Genomic DNA, 24,783 nt, shown 5'->3' with positions numbered 1-24,783 from the left:
TTATAATCTCATGAAATTTATCCGTTTATTTATCATTTTTACCATTGTAAATACCTGCATTTATGCGCAGGAAACAGTAAGTTATCATGTTTCCAGCCCCGATCAGAAAATCGTTCTGACCTGTAATCCCGCTCAGGCAACCTACAGCATTACCAGGGGTAAAAAAACAATCTTACAAAATTCTAAACTGGGCATTATCAGAGAAGATGAAGACTTCACAAAGGCATTAAAAGTCGTTGGTACTGCAGAGCGAAAATTGAAAGAGCGCTATGTAATGCTCAATGCCAAAAAGAAATCGATAACCTATACAGCAAATGAACTGGTGATATCGACCAGAACGCCAGCGGGCAAAAGAATGAATATTATTTTTCGTGTTTCTGATGATGGTGCCGCCTTTCGTTACGAATTTCCGGAGAAAGATCCATCGTTAAGAAAAATACAGTCAGAACAAACAAGTTTTCACTTTCCCGAAGGTACCTTGGCCTGGTTACAGGCCAAAGCCGAGGCACAAACAGGATTTGAACATACCAACCCTTCCTACGAGGTATATTATAATATGGCTATCCCGGTAGGTACGCCATCTTCCAGTGCTAACGGGTGGGTATATCCGGCTTTATTTAAAACAGGCGATACCTGGGTGATGCTTACAGAAGCCGGACTGGAAAGAAATTATTGTGGAACCGCTTTGCAACGTTTATCACCTGGCGGAGAATATCGGATCAATTTTCCCCAGGAAGCTGAAAAAATAAAAGGAGGGGCCCTTTATCCCGAATCTACACTTCCATGGATTACGCCCTGGCGGATCATTGCCATAGGCGATCTGGCTACAGTTATGGAATCAACCCTTGGTACAGATCTTGCCCCTGCATCCAGGTTAAAAGATTTATCGTTCGTAAAACCCGGAAAAGCCGCATGGAGCTGGGTATTGGAAAAGGATAAGGCAACGATATACCCGGTTCAGAAAAAATATATTGATTACGCAGCAGATATGAAGTGGCAGTATTGTTTGATCGATGCAAACTGGGACCAGACCATTGGATATGATTCGGTTGCGGTTTTAGCTGATTACGCAAGAAAAAAAAATGTGGGTATGTTGCTCTGGTATAATTCAGCAGGTGATTGGAATACCGTAAAATTTACACCAAGGGATAAGCTGTTAACGCATGAGGAACGGGTGAAGGAATTTAGCAGGCTTGAAAATATGGGTATTAAAGGCATAAAAATCGATTTTTTTGGTGGCGACGGACAATCTATGATTGCTTACTATCATGATATTTTAACCGATGCTGCCGCTCACCATTTGCTGGTCAATTTTCATGGAGCTACACTGCCCAGGGGATTGCAACGAACATACCCAAATTTAATGACCGCAGAAGCCGTACTGGGATACGAAATGATCACATTTGGGCAAGATGCAGCCAACAAAGCACCTCAACACATGGTTGCCAGTGCCATGATCAGAAATGCGTTTGATCCGATGGATTTCACGCCGATGTGTTTATACAAGATCCCCAATATCGAACGGCAAACAACCGCTGCATTTGAACTGGCTACATCAGTGGCCTTTTTATCGGGTATTCAGCACTATGCCGAAACACCGGATGGGATGAGCCATGTACCTGTTGAGGTGAAAGATTTCTTAAAAGCATTGCCCGCTCAATGGGATGATGTAAAATTTATTGATGGATATCCGGGCAAGTTATATGTTGTAGCCAGAAAATCGGGTTCCAAATGGTATGTTACAGGATTGAATGGAGAACCGATTGACAAATCGCTGGCATTAAATCTTACTTTTCTTAAAAACAAAACAGGTAAACTTATTTCTTCAGGAAACGATAGCGAAAGCCACAATGGGTTTGTTGCCAAAGAAGTAAAAATACCAGCCTCCGGAGAATTGAAAATCGACCTGAAGAAGAATGATGGTTTCGTAGCCGTTTTTGAATAATTAACCAGCTGAAAATAATCCACAAATAGCATTTTTTGTGCTGTCAAAATAACGCACAGAGAAAAAGAAATTATTTTGGTTTAGTGTACTTCTCGGATTCAGGGCAGGCGCTTGTTATCTGTCAAATGATAGATCGGGCTGAAAACTTGTTCTGGATCCCGGGTAAGTATTACTCAGCTTTGCTGTTATTGTTGAACCAGCAATAAATTCTTATGAATATAAAATTAAATGCAATCCACTCCTGAACTAATGGTTACCATCTTTACTTATAGCATTACAACATCCAAAATTTCGATTTTTTGAAAAGATCTTAATGCATTATTTATTGTTTCTAAAAAATAAATAATCGAAGCGGCCTACTCCTTAATATTTGTTGTTGTTAAAGATTATTGAGATGGCTTTTTGTTGCATCTGTTTAGTTTACAATCGATTGCATAAAATGGCTTCATGTTTTGTGGCCGAAAGACTTCCCCCCGTTTAAAAATTGGTTTTTAGTCGATCCATTCCTTTGAACATTTATTCCATATTTATGAACAATTGACACTTTCGCTTTTGTGCTCACCGAATAACTTTACGCTATCATGCTTATTCACTTCTGTTAGAGGTGCTCATTATCCGGTTTTTGGATAACCAGTGGGCTCATTACGGAGTGAAGTATGGACTTTAACCATTATAAACCAAATTTTTATGAGGAATGAATTTTTACAGTTTTTTGTAAAGCCTGGTGCAGGACTTTCCAAATGTCTAGCCAAACTATCACTGATTGCTTTTTTTTCGCTTTTTGTAGTTGCTGCACATGCACAAACCCAGGTAAAAGGGCGCGTTGTGGATGATCAGGGAAAACCCCTTCCAGGTGTAAGTATTCTGGTCAAGGGAACCTCAACCAGTACAACAACCCTGGGTACAGGAAACTTCAGTATTGCGGTTCCATCAAGCAATTCTGTACTGGTGTTTTCCTACATCGGATTTACAAGTCGCGAGGTTCCGGTCAGAAATCAAACCGAAATCAATGTAACATTACTTCCGAGCGCTGCTGAACTTGAACAAGTTGTAGTGGTGGGATATGGAACCCAGCGCAAAGAATCGGTAACGGGTTCTGTAGCAAACATATCGGGCGATAAAGTTCGCGAAATACCGGCGCCCAACGTGGCACAGGCTATTCAAGGTCGAATAGCAGGGGTAAACATTTCACAAACTTCTACCAAACCTGGTGCAACCATGCAGATTCTGATCCGTGGTCAGCGTTCCCTTTCCGCCAGTAATGATCCGTTGGTGGTGCTTGATGGGATTCCATTTCCAGGCTCTATTGGCGATATTAATCCCAACGACATTAAAAGTTTAGATATTTTGAAAGATGCTTCCGCTACTGCGATTTATGGCTCGAGGGGAGCAAACGGAGTAATATTGATCACCACTAACCGTGGCCAACAAGGCGCTCCGGCTAAAATATCCTATAATTCATATACTGGTTTACAAACACTTTTTGCCAAATATCCAATGATGGATGGCCCGGAATTTATTGCATTGCGCAAGGCAGCTGGATTATTTACAACCAATGGTGTAGATGAATCTAACGACGTAAACACCGATTGGCAAGATTTATTCTATAATAAATCGGCAGTTGTAACCAGTCATGATGTTGGTGTATCTGGCGGATCTACTACCGGTAGCTACAGTTTTGGTGGCGGCTATTATCAGAATCAAAGTCTGATCCCAACTCAACAGTACACCCGGTATTCAATGAAAGCATCCATGGATCAGCAAATTGCCAGTTTCTTAAGGATTGGATTTACCACCAATAACAATTACAACATAAGTGAAGGCAACCAGCTCGGCGTTTATGGAATCCTTAGCAATTCGCCTATCGCAAATCCTTACAATGCAGATGGCAGCCTAAAAAGAACAATCAGAATGCCTCAGGATGAATCGTGGATTTACACCCGCGATCTCACTAAAAATCTCAGTGATAAATGGCTTAATGAAACGCGTGGCTTTGCTACCTATAATTCATTTTATGGCGAGGTTAACATTCCATGGGTAAAAGGACTAAAATACCGTACCAATCTCGGCCTCGATTTTATCCAGAGCAACAATGGTAACTATACAGGTGTTGGAATTGGAAGTGCTACTGCTACTACAGTTTCTACTGCTGGGGTTAGCAATTCGCAAACCTACCATTGGACACTTGAGAATTTATTAACTTATGACAGAACCTTTTCGGAAAAGCACAACATCAATGTAGTTGCCTTATACTCTGCTGAACAGAATAAGTTCAATTCCTCATCCATGTCAGCACGTGATATTCCGTCCGATGCTTTTCAGTTTTACAATCTTGGCCAGGCCAATGGAGAGTTAACAATCGGTAACGGGGACTACAGGTTAAGTGGACTGATGTCTTACATGGGAAGAGTGATGTATGCTTATGATAATCGCTATTTAATCAGTGCAACCATCAGATCTGATGCGTCATCACGCTTGGCGCCAGGCCATAAATGGAATACCTATCCGGCTGTTTCTGTGGGTTGGAACCTGATGAATGAGAATTTCATGAAGGGGATAACCGCTATCGACAGGTTGAAGATCAGAGTGGGGTACGGGCAAACATCAAACCAGGCAGTAAATCCATATCAAACCCTTGGTTTGCTAAACTCGCGCCCTTACAATTTTGGCGATAACAACTATGCTACCGGATATTATGTTTCTCAGTTGCCTAGCCCGGGTTTAGGCTGGGAATATTCACAGACCTGGAATTATGGCCTCGATTTCTCCTTACTAAAAAGCAGACTGACAGGAACATTTGAATACTATGTAACCAACACAAAAGATATATTGTTAGGCGTTGCATTACCTTCTACCGCGGGTGTGGGCAGTTATACTGCAAACATCGGCCAAACACAGAATAAAGGCTGGGAACTGAGTGTTAACGGTAATATTTTTAATGATAAGGGAGGCTGGTCATGGGATGTAGGATTTAATCTTTATGCAAACCGGAACAAACTTGTTGCTCTTGCATCAGGCCAGACCAGAGACGAAGGGAATGCATGGTTTGTGGGCCATAACATCAATGCCATTTATGATTTTGAAAAAGTAGGTTTATGGCAGGCCGGAGATCCATACCTGAATGTTTTAGAGCCAGGTGGTAATGTGGGTATGATTAAAGTAAAATACACGGGCGATTTTGATGCGACCGGCAAACCAACAAGACCCATTGGTGCAGCAGATAGACAGATCATGGATGTAGATCCTAAATTATCAGGAGGATTTAATACAAGGGTAGCTTATAAAGGATTTGACCTCAATGTGGTAGGATTATTTAAAGATGGTGGAATTTTGCTAAGTACATTATATGGTTCTTCCGGATACCTGAATCTTTTATCTGGAAGAAGAAATAACGTTAAAGTTGATTACTGGACCCCTGAAAATACAGGAGCAAAGTATCCAAAACCTGGCGGTATTGCAAGCGGCGATAACCCTAAGTATGGAAGTACATTAGGTTATTTTGATGCTTCTTTCTTAAAAATACGGACCATCTCTTTAGGATATGATTTCAATCGAAGTTTGTTAAAAGATTCCAGAGTGAAACTTCGGATGTACTTAACCGTTCAAAACCCTTTTGTGATGTTCTCTCCATATCATCGCGAGTCGGGCATGGATCCTGAAACAAATTCATACGGCGATGAAAACGCTGCGGTAGCATCGGTTTATCCTCGGAGAATTTTAACCATTGGTACCAATACCCCGTCTACCCGTAACTATGTAGCTGGTCTTAATTTAACATTTTAATATACCGATATGAAACGTATACATTTAAATATAACATTGAGCGTTTGGCTTGGGATGGTCGTTTTCTCAGGCTGTAAAAAAATTCTTGAAGAAGAACCCCGCAGTATCTTTACACCAGATTACTTTAAAACTGTTACAGGGGTAAATGGCGGTCTTACAGCAATGTACGGTCACCTCCGCAACATGTATGGACAGGCCTATTACTATAATTCGCTAATTACCGGTACCGATGAGGCTACCTGGGGCAAAGATGCTGATGGTAATTTTAAGGATATGGATTGTTCAGGTGTTGGGTCAATACTTTCTACAAGTTATCCCAGTAGCGTATTATGGGGAGAAGCCTTTCCCAATATTAATACAGCAAGTGGCGTAATTGAGAATGCCAGTGCCGCAGGTATTGCCCCTTCATTGGTTGCAGAAGCAAGATTCTTCCGCGCCTTTGATTATTTTTTGTTGGTACAGACCTTTGGCGGGGTGCCACTCGATTTGGGTGCCGGACAACTTAAATTCAATACCAGTCCGGTAAGAACATCAGTACGCAATACAGTTCCTGAAGTATATACAAAGGCAGTATTTCCTGATTTGTTGACGGCTGTTGCCGATTTACCAGTGGCAGCCCGCGTTACAGGAGGGGTAACAAAAACTTTGGCACGACTGTATCTGGCAAAAGCCTACCTAACTTATGGATGGTGGTTGCAAAATCCTAACAATATTCCAACCTATCCTGCAGCAAACCGTACTGATCCTGACGGACATGATGCAAACTGGTATTTTCAACAGGCTTATGACGTTTCAACTGCAGCTATCGAAAGTCCCGGATCTTACGGTTTGGTAGATACCTATTATGATGTAAATTTAGGATCGAATGATCGTAACAAAGAAATGTTGCTATATGCTGATCATACCCAAACGAGCGAACGTTTTAATGGTGGTAGTTTAACCTTTGGTAGTGGTGGGGCACCTGATAATTTTGCAGGTTGGATGATGACCTGGAATTACACCAATATTAGAAGCGGCGGAATCAGTTCGGTTCAGCGTGAAGCAGAGCAACACCTGGGCAGGCCGTGGAACCGGATGGCTCCGCCTATTGAAGTGTTTAAAAATACTTTTGCCGATAAAACATTGGATTCGCGTTATGATGGTACCTTTACAACGGTATATCGTGGAAATTGGCCTAAAGGATATAACCCACCAGAATCGGCCCCTGCCTCTTTGGTTAATGCCAATGGCTTGTCTATTGTTCCCGGAAATGCCGTTTTAACCTTTCTGGATGCTGACAATAACGCCGTAAGTTATCCAAGCGGAGCCGGAACAAGTAATGTTGGCGCCGGAACATTACCAGGAAGGGCAGACTATGTAATTTCCCCATCGGGAATAAGCAGGATCGTTTATCCTGGTCTTTGGAAACTGGGTCCTTACCGCACAGATAATGGCACAGGTTTAGGTCAGCCAAATGCAGGTAGTACCCGCCCTTATCCTATTGCAAAGTTTTCTGAACTTTACTTCGTAGCTGCCGAAGCTGCTGTAAAAGGTGCTACACCCAAAGCAGGTAAAAGTGCGCGCGAACTGATCAATGTGGTGAGGGCCCGTGCCGGAAAATGGCGTTGGGATAATAATGGTAATGTGGCAAAAGTAGCCGACAATAGTGCAGCCATGATTGCCGCAACCCCGGCAACAATTGATATCAATTATATTTTAGCAGAGCGATCGCGTGAATATTATGCGGAAGGATACAGGAGATTCGACCTCATTAGAACGCAAAAATGGGCAGAATTATCCACTACCTTTAGTATTTGTGGTACCGGATATGGCGACCATACACCAGTAACGGTTACCAGAACGATTACGCCAAATCTTTATCTCCGTCCAATTCCACAAGGACAGATAGATGGTATGCAAATGTCTGACGAGGCAAAGAAAGCATATCAAAACCCTGGCTACTAATTTAAAACAGGCAGATTTTTCCAGAAAAATCTGCCTGTTTTTATTTCAAATTGGTATGATAAACGATTCATTATAAATACTTTAATAGCCGTTATCAACAAGCACGCTATGATGGAATATAGAATGATCCCTTATAATGCATTGCTATAACTTCCGTTATGTAGGCATAAAGCTGACGACAGCGGGCATTTTTATGCAAGTCAGTCGGTAAAGCTTTGCGAGATATCAGCAAAAGACATCCAGACCTAATCTGAAATGAAACCTTAACTTGGGATTTGATAAACCAAAAGATTAAATTCACTCACAAATTTGTGATAGGAAAATGAAACCTCCGGTTACTAACAAAAGGTTTGGTAATAGGTTGGCTCAAGGCAATTCCGTTTTCTCAGAACAATTGGCTACCACGGCCAGGCTCATTTTTAAAAATGATTTCAAAAAATCATAAGTTATAATCCAATATTTTGCATTCCAGGTCTTGCCAATATAAAAGATATTAATGGACTGTATTCACTTCGTTTTTAGAAAACACACCACGATGCTTGCAGCTAATGGATTAGTCATTAATATTTAATCATAAAACATCATAATGAATATCGCCCAATGAAAAAGCGCTCTTTTCTTCTGCTGGGACGATCATTTAAGGTGAAAGGCCTTTAATCTCTTGGGTTCTATATCCCATATTCATTATCAACTGCTAATAATTGTAGTTTCTGTACAAAACTGAACCATTTCCGTACAAAACCGAACCCTTCAGGTAGGCAGTTGTAGCTAGTTTTGGACTTGCCAAATACAATAGCTACAAATTATTATGAGATCGATAGGCGAACATTTTCGCATACTGTTGGAAATTCTCCGATACTACAAACAGTATAGAAATACCGGAACCCTGACTGAAGGAAATAACAGCATACAATTAAACACTGTCCGGCCAGGAGAAATCAACAATTAAATAACAGGTATAACTGATGAAACAAAAAATATTACGCCTATTCCTTTTAACGTTCCTAACTATCCCCGCAATCGCCCAAAAGAGGCTTAGCGTTAGTTCGCCCGATGGGCGGTTGCAAGTGGGGGTTCTCCTGACTGATACTATTGGCTATCAGCTGTTTCACGATAGCAAACTGATACTAAGTGCTGACGCCATTGCTATGAAATTGGGTAATGGAAACGCCTTTGGGATCAAATCCCAATTAAAGCAGGCCAAAACCATACTTGTTAAAGGAAAAATTGATGCTCCTGTTTACAAAAGAAGCCAGATAAATGACGAATATTCGGAGTTAACACTTGATTTCAAAGAAGATTTCAAACTGATTTTTCGGGTTTATAATGAGGGAATGGCCTATCGTTTTGTATCTAAGGGTAAAAGAGACTTCATTGTAAATGAAGAATTGGCATCGTTCCGATTTCCTAAAGATCACAAAGCCTACATTCCATATGTGAAAACCAAGGAGAAGACACTTGAAGGTCAATATTTCAACTCATTTGAAAACACATATGACTACACCGTTCTGAGTGAAATGAACAGGGATAAACTGGCTTTTTCCCCGCTGGTAATAGAACTTGATGGCGGGAAGAAAGTATGTATAGCGGAGGCAGATCTGCAGAGCTATCCTGGCATGTACCTTTATAATCCTGGCGGCAACACTACCCTTGAAGCAAATTTTGCACCTTATCCGAAGTCTACACAGCAAGGCGGACATAACCAGCTGCAGCAAATGGTAAGTTCCCGTCAGCCTTTTCTGGCTAAAAGCAAAGCTGAAACAAAATTTCCCTGGCGTATTGCCATCGTAACCACAACTGATAAAGCATTAGCCGACAATGATATGGTTTATAAACTGGCTGAGCCAAGCCGGTTAAAAGATGTCTCATGGATAAAACCCGGGAAAGTGGCCTGGGAATGGTGGAACAACTGGGGGCTGAGCAAAGTAGACTTTGTTACGGGTGTAAATAATCAAACCTATAAAGCTTATATCGACTTTGCATCTAAAAACGGAATTGAATACGTTATTCTAGACGAAGGTTGGGCAGTAAACCTCAAAGCCAGTTTATTCGAAGTTGTTCCCGAAATTAACCTGAAGGAGCTTATTGCCTATGGAATGTCTAAAAATGTAGATCTGATACTCTGGGCCGGATACTATGCCTTTGAGCGAGACCTGGAAAAGGTGTGTAAACACTATTCGCAACTGGGGATAAAAGGTTTCAAGATCGATTTTATGGATCGTGATGACCAGGATATGGTCGATTTTCACTACCGCGCGGCAGAGATAGCTGCTAAATATAAACTGCTTGTTGATTTTCACGGAACTTATAAACCAACAGGCCTGAACCGTACTTTTCCTAATGTAATCAATTACGAAGCGGTTAACGGCCTTGAGCAAATGAAATGGACAGGGCCCGAAATGGATATGGTTACCTATGATGTTACCATGCCCTTTATCAGGATGGTTGCCGGGCCCGTTGATTATACCCAGGGAGCCATGCGTAACGCAACCAAACGTAGCCACAGGGGAATAAATGATGAACCGATGAGCCAGGGAACCCGCTGCAGGCAACTGGCCGAATATGTGGTATTCGAATCGCCTTTGAATATGCTTTGTGATAGTCCGGATAATTATGAAAGGGAGCAGGAATGCACTGACTTCATCAGCGCGATCCCCACAGTATGGGATAATACAATCGTGCTTAACGGCGAGATTGGACAGTATATTACTACCGCACGCAAAAGGGGCGATACCTGGTATTTGGGATCGTTAACCAACTGGGATACCCGCAATCTGGAACTTGATCTCAGTTTTCTCGGTGCGGGAGATTATGTTGCAGAAATTTATCAAGATGGAGTAAACGCCAATAAAATCGCATCCGATTACAGAAGAGACCGGATCAGTATTCCTGTCAATCGCAAACTATCCATTACCATGGCCCAGGGTGGTGGCTTTGCAATGAAAATCATTAAAAAGTAAACCAATAATTTTATGAAGCTAACCAAAACCATTTTTTCTTTGCTGATACTGCTGTGTTGCTTGCTTTCGAACATTTTTGCGCAAAACATTTTGGTCAATGTATATGGAAGAAAAACGCAGTCTCTTAATGGGAGATGGGATGCGATTATAGATCAATACGATCAGGGGAGGAAGAACAAAATTTACCTGAACAAAAAACCTGTAGGTAAAACAGATTTTTACGAATATTCCTTTGATGGCGGTTTAAAACTAAATGTACCCTCAGATTGGAACAGCCAGTTGCCGGAACTGAAATACTATGAAGGTACCGTTTGGTATGCAAAACATTTTGATGTACCCAAAGACCATATCGGCCGCTTATTTATCTATTTCGCTGCGGTAAGCTATCGCTGTAAGGTATACCTTAATGGAAAAGAAATTGCTGAGCATGAAGGTGGTTTTACGCCTTTTCAGGTGGAGGTAACGGACTTGGTCAAGAAGACAGACAACTTTTTAGCCCTGGAGGTAAATAATACCCGGACAACTGATGCCATTCCTGCAAAATCGTTCGATTGGTGGAATTATGGAGGCATTACGCGCGATGTGATGTTGGTATCAACGCCCAAAGTTTATATCCATGATTATTTTATTCAATTGGATAAACAGCGCAACAATCAAATCAATGCTGTGGTTAAAATTGCTGGTAGTCAGGTAAATGTAGCGGTAACTGTCGAAATTCCTGAGTTGAAAATAAAACAAAAGCTGGTTACAGATCAACAGGGAATCGCCAGAACCTCAATCAGCAATGTAAAACAGCTGCAGCGCTGGTCGCCTGAATCGCCAAAGCTTTATAATGTACGCGTATCTACTGCCGAAGATGTGGTAAATGAAATGATCGGTTTTAGAAACCTCGCAGTAAAAGGAACCGGGATTTACCTCAATGATAAGCCGGTTTTTTTAAAATCCATCAGTTTTCATGAAGAGATTCCACAGCGAAAAGGTCGCGCTTTTTCTGAGGCAGATGCCGTAATGCTTTTGTCTGAAGCGAAAGCATTGGGTTGTAACATGATCCGTTTGGCGCATTATCCGCAAAATGAATATACGGTGCGTACGGCCGAAAAAATGGGCTTTTTGCTATGGGAAGAGACACCGATCTGGCAGGGAATTGATTTTGAAAATCAGGAAACCAGAAAAAAGGCTGGAGTCATGATAAAGGAAATGGTGATGCGGGATAAAAACCGGTGTGCACTCTCATTTTGGGGTATGGCAAATGAAACACAGCCCTCAAAAGCCAGAAATGAATTCTTGAAATACCTGATCAAATGTTCAAAGGAGATTGATAGCACTCGATTAATCACGGCTGCATTCGATTTAGTAAAGTTTGATCGCGATAGGCAATGTTTTGTTATGGACGACCCCTTCGTTAAGGAGTTAGATGTAGTGGCCATTAATAAATATATGGGTTGGTATCATCCCTGGCCGGTTACACCTGATAAGGCCATTTGGGATGTAGCCAGAGATCAGCCTTTAATCATCTCCGAATTTGGCGCAGAAGCCCTGTATGGAAAAACAGGAGACACCGATACCGCAAGTTCATGGAGCGAAGATTATCAGGCCCGGCTGTATAAAGACAACCTGGAGATGTTTAAACATATTCCAAACCTGCGAGGAATTTCTCCCTGGGTATTGTTCGATTTCCGATCACCTTTCCGTTTCCACCCCACTTACCAGGATGGCTGGAATAGAAAGGGCCTTGTTTCAGATCAGGGGTTCCGTAAAAAAGCCTGGTATATCATAGCAGATTATTACAAAAACATTAATTAGACATTTATGAGTAGGTATATTTTAATCCTTCACGACTGTTTAAAGCAAGAAAAAATGAGATCGTGGTATTCGAATTAAAAAATCTGGAACAGAAAAACAAGCATCTCAGCAAGCAACCTGTATTTCGTTAAAATCATAACAAATTTTCTTTTGAGCCTCCTTTGTACAAAAGCAAACCATTTCCGTACAAAAACGAACCCTCCGGGATAGGCTTTAGCGGTAGTTTTGTGCTAACCAGATATCACAACCAAATAATATGAGCATTCAACAGATCATTGATTTCAGGGCAGCTGTCATTTCTGCTAAGTGCGATCAAGACATCAAAGTCACCGGCAAACCATCAGGTCCATGAAAGGCATCCAATCTCTTAGTTTATAAGCTATTGAGCAGCCAGAGAAATAATAATCCGAATACTAACCATATATAATTCTACATGATAAAAAAAATACGAATCAGGCTCCAGGGTCACATTATAATGCTTGTGCTGCTTTTATTGATGATAAACATCGGTTATGCGCAGGAACTGAAAAAAGTTAGTGGTAAAGTTACCGATGAGAAGGGGGAGGTACTCGTTGGGGTTTCTGTAAGGGTTAAAGGAAGCAATACGGGTACTTCGACTGATAAAGACGGAAATTATACCTTGCAGGCAGCTCCTGCTGCAGTACTGGTATTTTCTTATGTAGGTTTTGGCAACCAGGAAGCCAGCGTAAACGCCTCAGGGACAGTTAATATAAAAATGGCTGGCGATAAACAGTTGGATGAAGTGGTAGTTGTGGGCTATGGTACCGCCAAGAAAAAAGATCTGACCGGCGGGTTGGCCGTAGTAGGAAAGGAGCAGATCAATATGGTTTCTACGCCGAACCTTATGGATCGTTTGGTTGGGCAGGTAGCAGGTTTTAATGTCACTACTGGAAATGCTGCACCTGGTCAGGACCAGGCTTTACTGATCCGTGGAGAAAACTCATTATCGGCCAATAATTCACCGCTAATTGTTTTAGACGGCATACCTTACAGCGGATCTTTGGTAGACCTTGATCCCAATAATATCGAAAACCTGACCATTTTAAAAGATGCATCTGCGGTAGCCATTTATGGCGCCCGTGGATCTAATGGTGTCATCCTGATCCAGACCAAAAGAGGGATGTTGGGCAAAGCACAGGTTACCTATCGCGGGCAATTGGGCTTTGCTGAGCCAATGCAGCGGATTGATGTAATGGGACCAAACGAATTTATCCGTTTGAAACAGGATATCGGCCGTTTAAAATCAGGATATACCGGCGATCAGCTCGATCCTATTGCAGGAAACATCATGAGTGTAACCGAGCGTGAAAACTTTAAAAATGGAATTACCCATAACTGGCAAGACTATATCTTTAAAAGGGGAATAACGATGGATCATCAGTTAAGTATTTCCGGTGGCACGCAAAATACCAAGTACATGGCGGCAGCTTCGTCACTCAGTCAGGAAGGTGTGGTTTATAATTCGAAGCTTTCAAGACTAAATGTTACGGCCAATATTGACCAGACCTTTAATAATTGGTTAACTGTTGGCCTTGGAACCCAGTTTTCGCAAAGAAATGACGGAGGCGTTATGCCAAACATTGAGCATGCCATCAAAATGAGCCCTTATGGTAAATATATAGATGCCGCGGGTTATTATGTCCCCGAGCCTATGGAGTCTTCGCTGATTGTTAACCCCATGCGTAATGTGAACGCAGACCAGGATAGAATAAACCGTAGCTTTTTTCTCAGTGGTTATGCTGATATTAAATTACCCCTGAAAGGACTTTCTGCACGCTCGAATTTCGGCTACAACTACAGGAGCAGCTTTACAGGCACTTACTATGGAAGAGACACTTTTGACGGTCGCGAGCAGGCCGGTTTAGTTGGCGGCAGGGCATCTATCAATAATGGGCATTATAACGATTATACCTGGGAAAATGTACTTAAGTACGAACGTACCCTTGGTGATCACCGTTTTGATGCTACAGGCTTGTTTAGTATGCAACAGACCAAAAGTGTCGGATCATCACAGAGCGGTGAGGGTTTTGTTACCGATAACACCAGTTATTACATGATGAGTACAGCGGCGCGCAACCTCAATATGTCATCAAATTTATCAGAAACAGCACTTTTATCTTATATGGGGCGGATCAATTATGGCTATAAAGGGAAATATATTGTAACCTTTACCGGCCGTTCGGATGGTGCTTCCGTATTTGGAGAAAACAATAAATATGCTTTTTTTCCATCAGCTGCCCTTGCATGGAATATCGGTGAGGAAAGTTTTATTAAAGATAAGCTAAACTGGGTCGACCTACTCAAACTAAGGGTTTCCTATGGCGCTAATGGTAACCAGGCCATCACGGCTTACCGAACATTAGATCGCCTTTATTCTAGCGTAAAATATATATGGGGTGATGGCGGAACGGCCGTAAATACCGCTTACCTTGCTGGTGATGGCGTTGGTAATCCCAACCTGAAATGGGAAACAACTTATACCACCAACGTTGGCCTGGATTTTCAATTGTTTAAAAACCGTTTAAGCGGTACAATTGATGCCTATCTGTCGAGAACCAAAGATTTACTGATGACCCGTACCGTTCCGATCATGAACGGTTACAGTAGAATCTGGGACAATATCGGCCAAACACAAAATAAAGGATTCGAGATTACCTTAAACTCGCTCAATGTCGATGTAAAAAACTTTAAATGGAATTCAACAGCTGTTTTCTCATTAGACCGCGATAAGATTGTAGAACTCAGGGGCGATGGACTGGATGATGTAAATAACAGTTGGTTTATTGGTAAACCGCTGCGGGTTTTTTACGATTATAATATGGTTGGTATTTGGCAAAAAGGCGAAAACTATACCGTTCAGCAAGGTGCGGCAGCTGGCGCTGCCAAATTAGAAGATGTGGATGGTAATGGCCTCATCGATTCTAAAGACCGTAAAGTGATTGGTTCTAAGATGCCAAGGTATACCGCCTCGTTAAGCAACCGGCTAAGCTATAAAAACTTTTACCTGTCGGCATTGGTAACCGGGGTATTTGGCGTTTGGCGCGATGATAATATGGCCAATATCGGTTCGTGGACTTTCGGAATAACCAACTATGTACACAATGCCAATTATTGGACGCCTGAAAATCCGGAAGCAACTATTGTTTCGCCGGGATATACCAACAACTTCGGGCATGGCTACTATAAAAAAGTTTCTTATGTACAGGTAAAAAACATCACCCTTGGGTATCGAATAGCACAACAATTGGCCAAAAAGCTTGGTGTAAGTGGCATTGATGTTAACGTGAGTGTTAACAACCTTAATACAATTTCGAACATCAGACAGGTACTCAATTATGATAATACCTGGATGGCTTCATATCCGACTGCCCGGTCTTATATGTTCGGTTTAAACGTAAATTTCTAACGCTTTTTATCACATGAAAAAAACTATAAAAACAGGATTGGCACTCATCATATTGTTTTCGGCAATGGGATGTAAAAAATTTCTGGTAGAAGATCTGAAAACAGAGTTGGCACCAACCAATACTTATACCAGTACTTATGGATTTGAGGTGGGAAGCGCCGGATTATATGCCCTTACCCGCTCAGAATACAACACTTTTGGCGAAGGTGGTGCTTATCTCCACAATGGGGCATGCCCTTACGAAGCTTTACAAGCTGCAACAGATATTGCTGATGTAATCAACAGCGATGCATCGCTGCTGCCTTTTGCAAATCTCACATTAAACTCATCAGAAAGGTTCGTTGGCACTTACTGGAACTGGGCATACAGCATTATCTCGTCGGCCAATTTAATGCTCATCTATTCGGAAAAAAACACTAACTGGGATTCTCCTTCCGATAAGGAACGTTTTCAGGCAGAGGCCAGATTTTTCCGCGCATACGCCTACCGCACTTTGGTGTATTTATATGGAGACGTACCCTATGTAGAAACCATTTTATACGATTTTAAGCTCAATTTTACCCGTACACCAAAAGCAGAGGTTTTGGGGCATATCATTGACGATCTGACTTTTGCCAGCCAGCACTTACCTGCAAATCCAGATCAGGTAAAAGATGGGAAGCTTACCAAATGGGCTGCTTACCATTTACTAAGCGAAATGCACCTGCTGAACAAAGCATACGTGCCTGCTGAGCAAGCTGCACTCGCGGTAATCAATAGTGGCTATTATGGTTTAATGAAAACACGATTTGGCGTAAATAAAGACAAGGCTGGAGATGTTTTTAGTGATCTGTTTCTGGAGAATAACCAGAACAGGTTAAAAAACGCAAACCGGGAAAGTATCTGGGTTTTACAGTTCGAATTTAATACTGTAGGTGGTGGTACCAATTCAGACGATTGGAGCCGCAGGGCCTGGAGCCCAAATTATTCTACAATAACGGGTTTCGTTTTAGCAGATACCCTGGGAGGAAGGGGGCTGGCACAGCTCACGCCGATGAAGTGGTGGGTTGGAACAACAGGCACAAACGCAACAGGTAATGTTCCGGGGATTTTTGAAGCAACGGATATCCGCAATTCAAATTATAACATCAAACGCAACTGGTACTATAATAACCCTGGCGAAACCTCATTGTATGGCAAAAAAGCAAATATTACCGAACAAACCTGGTTTTCTACCAAAAGTTTATTTCCGGCAATCACAAAGTTTTTCTACGGACGGGCGGAGAACCTTGGCCTAACCGGAAGTTATAAAGACCGGGTTAAATTTCGACTGGCGGAAACCTATCTGCTGCTGGCAGAAGCTTATTTAGGACAAGGAAATCAAGCGAAAGCCGCTGATGCTGTAAATGAAGTGCGTAAACGTGCTGGTGCCTCGGTAACAGGCGCAGGCCAGATGACCATGGATTTTCTCCTCGATGAACGCATCAGGGAACTGGTGGGAGAGGAAAGCCGCCGCTTTACATTAGTACGTACCAATAAGCTGGTAGATCGGGCGAAACTTTATAATACGGCCATCAAAGACAAAATTATGGATTATCACACCCTTTGGCCAATTCCGCAGTCGATTATTGATGCAAACCGTGACGCAGTGTTTCCTCAAAATCCAGGTTACGGTAAGTAGTGCTAAACGTGCTAAAAATAGAACAATTTAAAATGAATACTTATACGATCTGATCAGATGAAAAAAAATAAATATTTATATAAATCATGGCTTTTACTGTTTTTTTTGATCGGGTTTGCGGCCTGCAAAAAAGGAATTAACGACATTGAAAAGGTTGAAGAAAAATTGACTCTACAGATATCTTCAGCAAATATTGCGTTGGATGAAAACAACCTTGGCAAAGACATTGTCACCTTCTCGTGGAATCCTGCGAGGCCACAATCAGATGATCACTTAGTTTCTTATATCACCAAGCTGGATCTGGTTGGGAACAACTTTGGTTCGGCTACCGCCATTATGAATTACGAAGATGATGGAACATTTAGCAGAAGTTTCACTTCTGAACAATTGCAAAACTGGGCAAATCAGAAATGGGGCATTCCTATCAACAAATCCTTTACACTGGAGTTCAGGGTTGTTGCACAATGGGAGGGTGGTGCCACTTTTGAATCGCCTGAAGTAAGAACGGTACAGGTTAATGTAACACCTATCCGAACAGTTGTTTTTGATGCCGATAAAATATTTTTGGGTGGAAGCGCTGTTCCGGGATTGAGTAAGGTGGAAATGCCTAAAACTTTGGAGAATTTAAATCAGTACGCCTACCTGATCGACTTACAGCCCGGCGAACTACAAATTCCTGTGGAATATAATGGGGCAACAAATTATATCGCCTCTGCTGATGCCGCTACGACGGTAAAAGACGGAACCGCTATTGGCATAAAAATGCGTGAAAACGCCTTTTCATGGAAAATTGAGACGGCCGGGAAATACCGCGTTATAGTGAATATGCAAAAGGCAACCGCAACCATCTATTCTCCTTCACAGGCATTGACACCAAAGGTTGTAACCTGGAACGGAGATGGCGGAATTGCCCAAACAACCACCATCGCTGAGTTATGGATGCACGGGGCTGTGAATAGTTTTGGAACCCCTGTAAAAATGGACTGTAAGGTGAGTCTGGCCGATCCCCAGATTCTGGTATACACCGGAGGCAAGGTTGGTAAAACCAAGTTTATTGTTTACGGAGGCAATGATAACAATAAAAACCTGGCTTACGCATTTAGCTGCCCGCTTACAGCCACTGGTACCGCACAGGAACTTACCCTTGTGCAGGGTACTGTTGCGCCACTTTCTGGCGGGTCGACCAGTGCGCAACGCAATTCTTATTATACTATTCCATCTGGTACAAATGTGATTGTATTCGACCTGCGTAACATGACTATACTGGCAGAAAAACGATGAAATAAATCATAGGTCTTTAACCACAATTGGTGATGGGAATTAAAAAAATAAAAAGATGAAAAAAATGAATTATAAAATACTGATTTCACAAGCATTATTAGCCCTGATGGGTGTTATAGGCTTTGCCTGTAAAAAAAATGTGGACGAAGAAACGGCTAAAGCCGAAGGTACTTTGGTTAAACCTAAGTACAACAGGAGTGCAGTATTTCGCAATCCGCTTAACGGTTGGGTAATGTACGGCTCGGGTTCCGGTAACGAATCTTATTGGGATACTGAATATTATGTCCCCGATTTGGGAAAAAGAGTAAAGGCGATTGATTATGCTTCAGCTTGTTATATCCGAACCAGCTGGGCAACGTTCAACCCCGCTAATGGCGTTTATGCATGGAGAAATCCAGGTTCAGCACTTTATAAAATGATTAAAGGTGCAGAAAGCAGGGGTTTGCCAATTGCTTTTAGGATTGTTGTGGATGGTCGCGACCAGGGATTAAATACCCCGCAGTTTGTATTCGACGCAGGAGCGAAGTATTACCTGGAAGACAGTAAATTTCCTTCTCGCCGTACCCCTTATCCTCAGGATCCAGTTTTTCAGCAATATTATGCGAAATTTATTGAAGAACTGGCCAAGGATTTCAACGATCCTGTACGCACTTCTTTTATCGACGCTTATGGTTTAGGTAAATGGGGCGAGGCACACAATGTAATTTATGAAGATCCCAATACCTCAACTGGCGCAAATACCGAAACGCTTAAGGAACAGGTTTTTGACTGGGTAACCAACCTCTATACAAAGAATTTCGATAAAGTGCCGATGGTAATCAACTATCACCGCTTAATCGGCCATCCGGCAAGTTGGGGCGCAGCCAATGCAAACAGCGATAAACTTTTAGTGAAATCGATTAACAAAGGTTACATTTTAAGGCAGGATGCTTTTGGCATGACCGATTACTACCAAAGCTGGGAAAAAAACTTTGCCAAAACATGGAGTTTTAAATGTCCGGTTATTATGGAAGGCGGCTGGATTACTACAGGCACTCACCGCTACTGGACTGATCCGAATGGTAAATATAGGGAAGATCATCCTGAAGATGTGCGCCAGGGTGAATTTGATGCCGCGGCAGACGCAGCAGTGAACATGATGGATTTTCGCATCGGAGAAGTTGAAAGCTGGTTTACTAAAGCATTTAACTTAACGCAGCGCTTTGTTGCTGAAGGTGGCTACCGCTTATATCCAGATCAGGTATATCTGCCAGAGAAATTGACCAGTGGAAGCGAAACCACCATTACACACCGTTGGAGAAACATGGGTTGGGGTTACTTTCCAAATAATATTAAGCAATGGAACTTTAAGTATAAAGTGGCTTTTGCACTCCTCGATGGCAGTAACAACGTGAAGAAAATTTTTGTTGATACCAAAGCCGAACCGTCAACCTGGTTGAAAAATAATCCTGCTACATACGAATTTAAGCTAACCGCAGGTGTACCCCCAGGAACTTATACCTGGGCAGTAGCCATAGTTGATACCACAAAAGAAAATCAACCGGGGATAAAAATTGCCGTAAATGGCGATTTAACTTCCACCGGATGGCTCAAGCTGATGGAGGTAGCTGTTCAATAGTGCCGTTTTTCAAAGTGCTTGTTTGCTTCTGGGTAAACGAGGGCTTAGATCCTGGAAATTATTGCATACCGTGTTATAGTGATTTCTTTCAGCAGCGTGTAACATCGTCAATATAAAAGAGAATAGGAATCGAAATAAATTTATAGATAAAAATTTTAGTGGTAATTTCAAAATCCAATACTTTACCAGCTTCTGCTTTAACCTTATGGATATCCGGAAAATCATTTGTTTGCTATTTTGTTTCAGTGCATTTCTACTAAAGAGTGCATTTGCGATTGATATTTCAAGGTATCGTTTTCATGTAATGCCCGAAACATTCTATTATGGAGGCATTCAAAGCATCACTAAAGATAGCCTGGGGCGAATCTGGTACACCGGTCCGGATGCTGTTTTTATGTATGATGGAAATAGTTTCTATCAGTTAAACGAGCTGGCATCGCTGAGTAATCCCAAAGTTAAGTGGGCTTATGGCTCGCTGGTAACCGATAAAAAAGGAGGATTGTTTTTGGCAACCAACCACGGTTTGTTAAGGTTTAATTACGAGCGGTTTAATTTTGATTTAATTCTTCCAGGTAAAATCCGCTCAATCTGCCTCTATGACGATGGCAGTGTTTATATGCTCTCTGGCGATAGCCTGTTAAAGTATAACCAGCAAAACAAAACTGTCAAAAAAATTAAACTGCCTACCAGCAAATATTTCAATAGCGTAATTAGCTTGAAGGGTAATATTTACCTCTCGCAGGAAAATTTACTGTATAGGTTTGATACTAAGACATCGCGCTTTACCGTTTTTGCCGATTTGGGCAAAACCTCTTATGTTGTTAACGATGCCGTGGCCTATCAGGGCGATTACTATTTCCTTACGCAACGCGGTGGTATTTTCATTACTGATGCGAGGGGAACAATTAAAAAAAATATTCCGATAACGGCCGGAGGAAACCAGGCAACTATGGCTAAAAAGATTTTCATCGATCAGGTCGGAATGATGTGGGTAGCTACACAGTCGGGACTCTTGCTTTACGATCCGAAGACAGAAACAAGCAAACTGCTCAAAATGAACCTGAACGATGCTTTTTCCCTGCCAAATAACTCGATCTGGACCATTTACGGCGATCCGGATCAAGGTGCCTGGATCGGAACTTATGGCGGTAAAATTGCTTATTGTTCACTTTACGATGCATATGTGCGCTATTTTACACCGAGTCCTGGAGGGCTTAACCATCCGGTCGTAAGCGGTTTTCAGGAAGACGACCTGGGTAATGTTTGGATTGCAACCGAGGGTGGCGGGCTTAACTATTGGAACAGAAAAGAAGATACTTTCCGCCATTTCACCAAGGGCGAAGCCAACTCCATCAATTCCAACATGGTAAAGCGCTTAAAATTTGATCCTGAGCGAAAATACCTGTTCATATCGTCTTTTAATGGTGGTATTTCTGCCTACGAAATGGCTACCGGGCACTTCAGTAACCTGAACATATTGTCGCCAGAAAGTAAACAGCCCTTAACCGTGTATGATTTTGTGCGCGATGCCGAAGGTACCTGGTGGATGACTGATCCTGATAAAAACTTTTTTCACCGGAAGAAAAACCAGGTAGCCTCAGCAACCGAAATCGTGAAACTTATTGGTTTAAACGGTCAACCTTTGGATGTAGAAATTGAGGCCATTTCGCTTGATCAGCAGCAGCATTTACGGGTAGTTAGCCATCAGGGTTTGTACATTGCAGATCCCAAAACCCTAAAAGTGCTAAAGCATTATGTGATCAAAAATGGTCCGTATGCGGTGAATCATCTTTGCAGTTATTATGAAGCATTAAACGGTGACCTTTGGCTTGGCACTTCCGGAAGAGGAGTCAACATTTTAAAAAAAGACGGCCGATACCTTAATTTCAGTGGGACAAATGGTTTTCCCCCGAAGATTGTTTTCGGCATTCTTGAAGATGATGCTTCTGGAAATATTTGGTTTAGTACCAATGAGGGGTTGTATTTTTTCGATCAAAAAAATCAAAAATTTGAAAAAGCCAGGTTTTATAAGGCAAACAGCTGCGGCTCTTTTTATCTAAGATCCGCTTATAAAACCAAAAATGGGGAGATGTTATTTGGAGGAACAAACGGCTTTTTACTTTTCGATCCGCAATACCTGAACAAAAACTTACAAAAGCCAAAGGTGTTTTTCACTGGTCTGCTCATAAACAACCAACAGGTAAGCAATATTTCCAAAGATTCGCCATTGGCGAAAGATATTTCTACTTTGAGCAATCAGGAGAACGGAAGGATTTCACTTTCCAGTAATCAGTCAAACATCGAAATCCGGTTTTCTTCAAACAGCTATCTGTCGGCTGATAAAAACCAATTTTCTTATCGCATGGTCGGCCTTAGCGATAAGTGGCTCAAGATCAATACCAGCCAGCATGCTGTACAGTTTTTTAATTTGCCTAGTGGCGATTATACTTTTGAAATAAAGGCCTCTAATAATGATGGGCTTTGGGGCAGCGATGTTTCGAAACTTTATTTTCATGTAAATCCGCCATTTTTCCTGTCCTGGTGGGCTTACTCCATTTATACTTTAATTGTGCTCGGGCTCCTGTTTTTCATCATGCGTTACTACACCAATAAGAAGGTTTTTAAGGAACGGCTGGCTTTAGAAGCTTTGAAAGAAAAGAATATGCGGGATTTAAATCAGGCGAGGACCGATTTTTTTACGAATATATCACATGATCTGAAGACACCGCTTACCCTGGTACTCGAACCCCTGAAACAGCTAAAAGAAACGGTACAAAAAAATGATCATGCCACTGGTTATATGCAGTTAATTGAGAAAAATGTTGCCCGTATCCAACGTACAATCAGCCAACTATTGCGTTTCAGGGAAATCGAAAGCCAGAAAGTAACGCTAAACCCTCAGGTTGGAGATTTTATCAGTTTCGTACACGACGTTTTTGGGCTTTTTGAACTTTATGCGAATAAAAAGGAGATTGAAACCAACATAACGGCACATGAAGATCATTTATATGTTGCCTTTGATTATGATATTATTGAGAAGATTTTGACTAATCTTTTCTCCAACGCCTTAAAATATACCTCCAACAAAGGTTATGTTGGCGTACGCATTTATCAATCTACAATGGAGGAAAAACTGCGTCTGGATGTTATATCAGATCATCAGGACCGGGAATATGTTTCTGTGGAGGTATTGAACACCAGTATTGGGTTTTCAGAAGCACAGATTGCTACCTTATTTACCTCTTTTAACCGATTGTCGTCTTACCGGCCAACTTTTGAAGAAAGTTCAGGGCTTGGCCTTGCTATTGTAAAGGAGCTTGTGGATGCCATTGAGGGGAAAATCTGGATGGTGAATAAAACCAATAAAGTTTCTTTTACCATGATGCTCCCGCTCAAAAAAGAAGCCGGCTCCGGAGATATGCAGTCAAGCGTATACGATTATACCATCTCAGAGATAGACGATATTCTGTTAGAAACTGAAGCGCCCGATCTTATACTGAAAAATGCCAGAAAAGCCACCAGCATCTTACTGATTGATGATGACCCTAATCTTCGGAATTACCTGGAACGGCGACTGTCTGAAAAATACAATGTATACATGGCCAGCGATGGAATGGAAGGCATTATTAAGGCTGAAAAAATCTACCCACAACTGATTATTACTGACCTTGTGATGCCTAATACCAATGGATTTGAGGTTTGCAGTCATTTGCGGCAGAACTTTAAAACCAGCCATATTCCCATTGTGATGATATCTGGTATGGGCGATGTACACCAGAACAAGACCAAAGCGCTTGAACATGGGGCTACGGTTTTTATCGACAAACCTTTTGAAGTGGAATACCTCATTCAGCAAATTGATACCATTTTGAAAAACCAGCAAGAAATGCGCGAAATGTACAGCAAGCGCCTGGTGGTCGACCCGGCTAATGTTACCATTACCTCAATGGATGAGGAACTGCTGATTAAGGCCATGAAGTTTATTGAGCAGAATATGGCCAATCCCAATTATTCGGTCGACGATTTCGTATCGGATATGAATACGGGAAGGACAATTCTTTATCAAAAGATCAATGATATTGTTGGCATGTCTATCAAAGAGTTCATTTTAAATATCAGATTGAAAAGAAGTGCCTACCTGCTCGAACATGCAGATTTAACTGTGGCAGAAGTTGCTTATCAAACCGGGTTTAACAACGCAAAATATTTTAGTGTCTGTTTCAAAAAACAATTCGAAACCAGTCCGTCTGAATATAAAAAGCGCTACAGCGCTGAAAGCAATACGGTGTAACGATGACAGGCGATGGGTATGCAAGCTGCCATATTGGGCATAGCAAAAAGATTTAACATATACATAAAGGG

Annotated in this window: 10 protein-coding genes; all 10 read left to right on the top strand. The window is 41.8% G+C overall.

Going from position 1 to position 24,783, the window contains the following annotated elements; translation table 11 throughout:
* Positions 1-10: 10 nt before the first annotated feature.
* The 10 genes from ACN9MR_RS14095 to ACN9MR_RS14050 all read left to right on the top strand — a co-directional run bounded on the left by ACN9MR_RS14095 (position 11) and on the right by ACN9MR_RS14050 (position 24,712).
* The gene (locus ACN9MR_RS14095; RefSeq protein WP_426324508.1) at positions 11-1,945 is read left to right on the top strand and encodes a glycoside hydrolase family 97 catalytic domain-containing protein; all 1,935 of its coding nucleotides are present in this window, start codon (positions 11-13) and stop codon (positions 1,943-1,945) included.
* Positions 1,946-2,632: 687 nt separating this feature from the next.
* Positions 2,633-5,728, top strand: a complete 3,096-nt coding sequence (locus ACN9MR_RS14090; protein ID WP_426324506.1) for a SusC/RagA family TonB-linked outer membrane protein — start codon at positions 2,633-2,635, stop codon at positions 5,726-5,728.
* A gap of 9 nt (positions 5,729-5,737) precedes the next feature.
* A complete protein-coding gene (locus tag ACN9MR_RS14085) occupies positions 5,738-7,672 on the top strand; it encodes a RagB/SusD family nutrient uptake outer membrane protein (RefSeq protein WP_426324504.1) in 1,935 nt (644 codons plus the stop codon).
* Positions 7,673-8,637: 965 nt separating this feature from the next.
* The gene (locus ACN9MR_RS14080; RefSeq protein ID WP_426324502.1) at positions 8,638-10,632 is read left to right on the top strand and encodes a glycoside hydrolase family 97 protein; all 1,995 of its coding nucleotides are present in this window, start codon (positions 8,638-8,640) and stop codon (positions 10,630-10,632) included.
* 12 nt (positions 10,633-10,644) lie between these two features.
* A complete protein-coding gene (locus ACN9MR_RS14075) occupies positions 10,645-12,435 on the top strand; it encodes a glycoside hydrolase family 2 protein (RefSeq protein WP_426324500.1) in 1,791 nt (596 codons plus the stop codon).
* A 433-nt stretch (positions 12,436-12,868) separates the two neighbouring features.
* The gene (locus ACN9MR_RS14070; RefSeq protein WP_426324498.1) at positions 12,869-15,862 is read left to right on the top strand and encodes a SusC/RagA family TonB-linked outer membrane protein; all 2,994 of its coding nucleotides are present in this window, start codon (positions 12,869-12,871) and stop codon (positions 15,860-15,862) included.
* 13 nt (positions 15,863-15,875) lie between these two features.
* Positions 15,876-17,522, top strand: coding sequence for a RagB/SusD family nutrient uptake outer membrane protein (locus ACN9MR_RS14065; RefSeq protein WP_426324496.1), 1,647 nt, complete (start codon positions 15,876-15,878; stop codon positions 17,520-17,522).
* 57 nt (positions 17,523-17,579) lie between these two features.
* Positions 17,580-18,803: a SusE domain-containing protein gene (locus tag ACN9MR_RS14060; protein ID WP_426324494.1), complete on the top strand. Its 1,224-nt coding sequence runs from the start codon at positions 17,580-17,582 to the stop codon at positions 18,801-18,803.
* A 55-nt stretch (positions 18,804-18,858) separates the two neighbouring features.
* On the top strand, positions 18,859-20,421 hold the full coding sequence (locus ACN9MR_RS14055; protein ID WP_426324492.1) for a DUF4832 domain-containing protein: 1,563 nt from the start codon (positions 18,859-18,861) through the stop codon (positions 20,419-20,421).
* A 304-nt stretch (positions 20,422-20,725) separates the two neighbouring features.
* Positions 20,726-24,712: a hybrid sensor histidine kinase/response regulator transcription factor gene (locus ACN9MR_RS14050; protein ID WP_426324490.1), complete on the top strand. Its 3,987-nt coding sequence runs from the start codon at positions 20,726-20,728 to the stop codon at positions 24,710-24,712.
* The last annotated feature ends 71 nt before the right edge of the window (positions 24,713-24,783 follow it).

This window comes from Pedobacter sp. R-06 (genome assembly GCF_049913135.1).
GTDB lineage: Bacteria > Bacteroidota > Bacteroidia > Sphingobacteriales > Sphingobacteriaceae > Pedobacter.
Note: the sequence above shows the minus strand (reverse complement) of the source record. Positions and strands in the feature narration are given on the sequence as shown.

What these genes read in the sequence shown, in the direction of transcription:
- ACN9MR_RS14095 (WP_426324508.1), top strand. Translation starts at nt 11, where the DNA reads ATGAAATTTATCCGTTTATTTATCATTTTTACCATTGTAAATACCTGC.
- ACN9MR_RS14090 (WP_426324506.1), top strand. Translation starts at nt 2,633, where the DNA reads ATGAGGAATGAATTTTTACAGTTTTTTGTAAAGCCTGGTGCAGGACTT.
- ACN9MR_RS14085 (WP_426324504.1), top strand. Translation starts at nt 5,738, where the DNA reads ATGAAACGTATACATTTAAATATAACATTGAGCGTTTGGCTTGGGATG.
- ACN9MR_RS14080 (WP_426324502.1), top strand. Translation starts at nt 8,638, where the DNA reads ATGAAACAAAAAATATTACGCCTATTCCTTTTAACGTTCCTAACTATC.
- ACN9MR_RS14075 (WP_426324500.1), top strand. Translation starts at nt 10,645, where the DNA reads ATGAAGCTAACCAAAACCATTTTTTCTTTGCTGATACTGCTGTGTTGC.
- ACN9MR_RS14070 (WP_426324498.1), top strand. Translation starts at nt 12,869, where the DNA reads ATGATAAAAAAAATACGAATCAGGCTCCAGGGTCACATTATAATGCTT.
- ACN9MR_RS14065 (WP_426324496.1), top strand. Translation starts at nt 15,876, where the DNA reads ATGAAAAAAACTATAAAAACAGGATTGGCACTCATCATATTGTTTTCG.
- ACN9MR_RS14060 (WP_426324494.1), top strand. Translation starts at nt 17,580, where the DNA reads ATGAAAAAAAATAAATATTTATATAAATCATGGCTTTTACTGTTTTTT.
- ACN9MR_RS14055 (WP_426324492.1), top strand. Translation starts at nt 18,859, where the DNA reads ATGAAAAAAATGAATTATAAAATACTGATTTCACAAGCATTATTAGCC.
- ACN9MR_RS14050 (WP_426324490.1), top strand. Translation starts at nt 20,726, where the DNA reads ATGCCCGAAACATTCTATTATGGAGGCATTCAAAGCATCACTAAAGAT.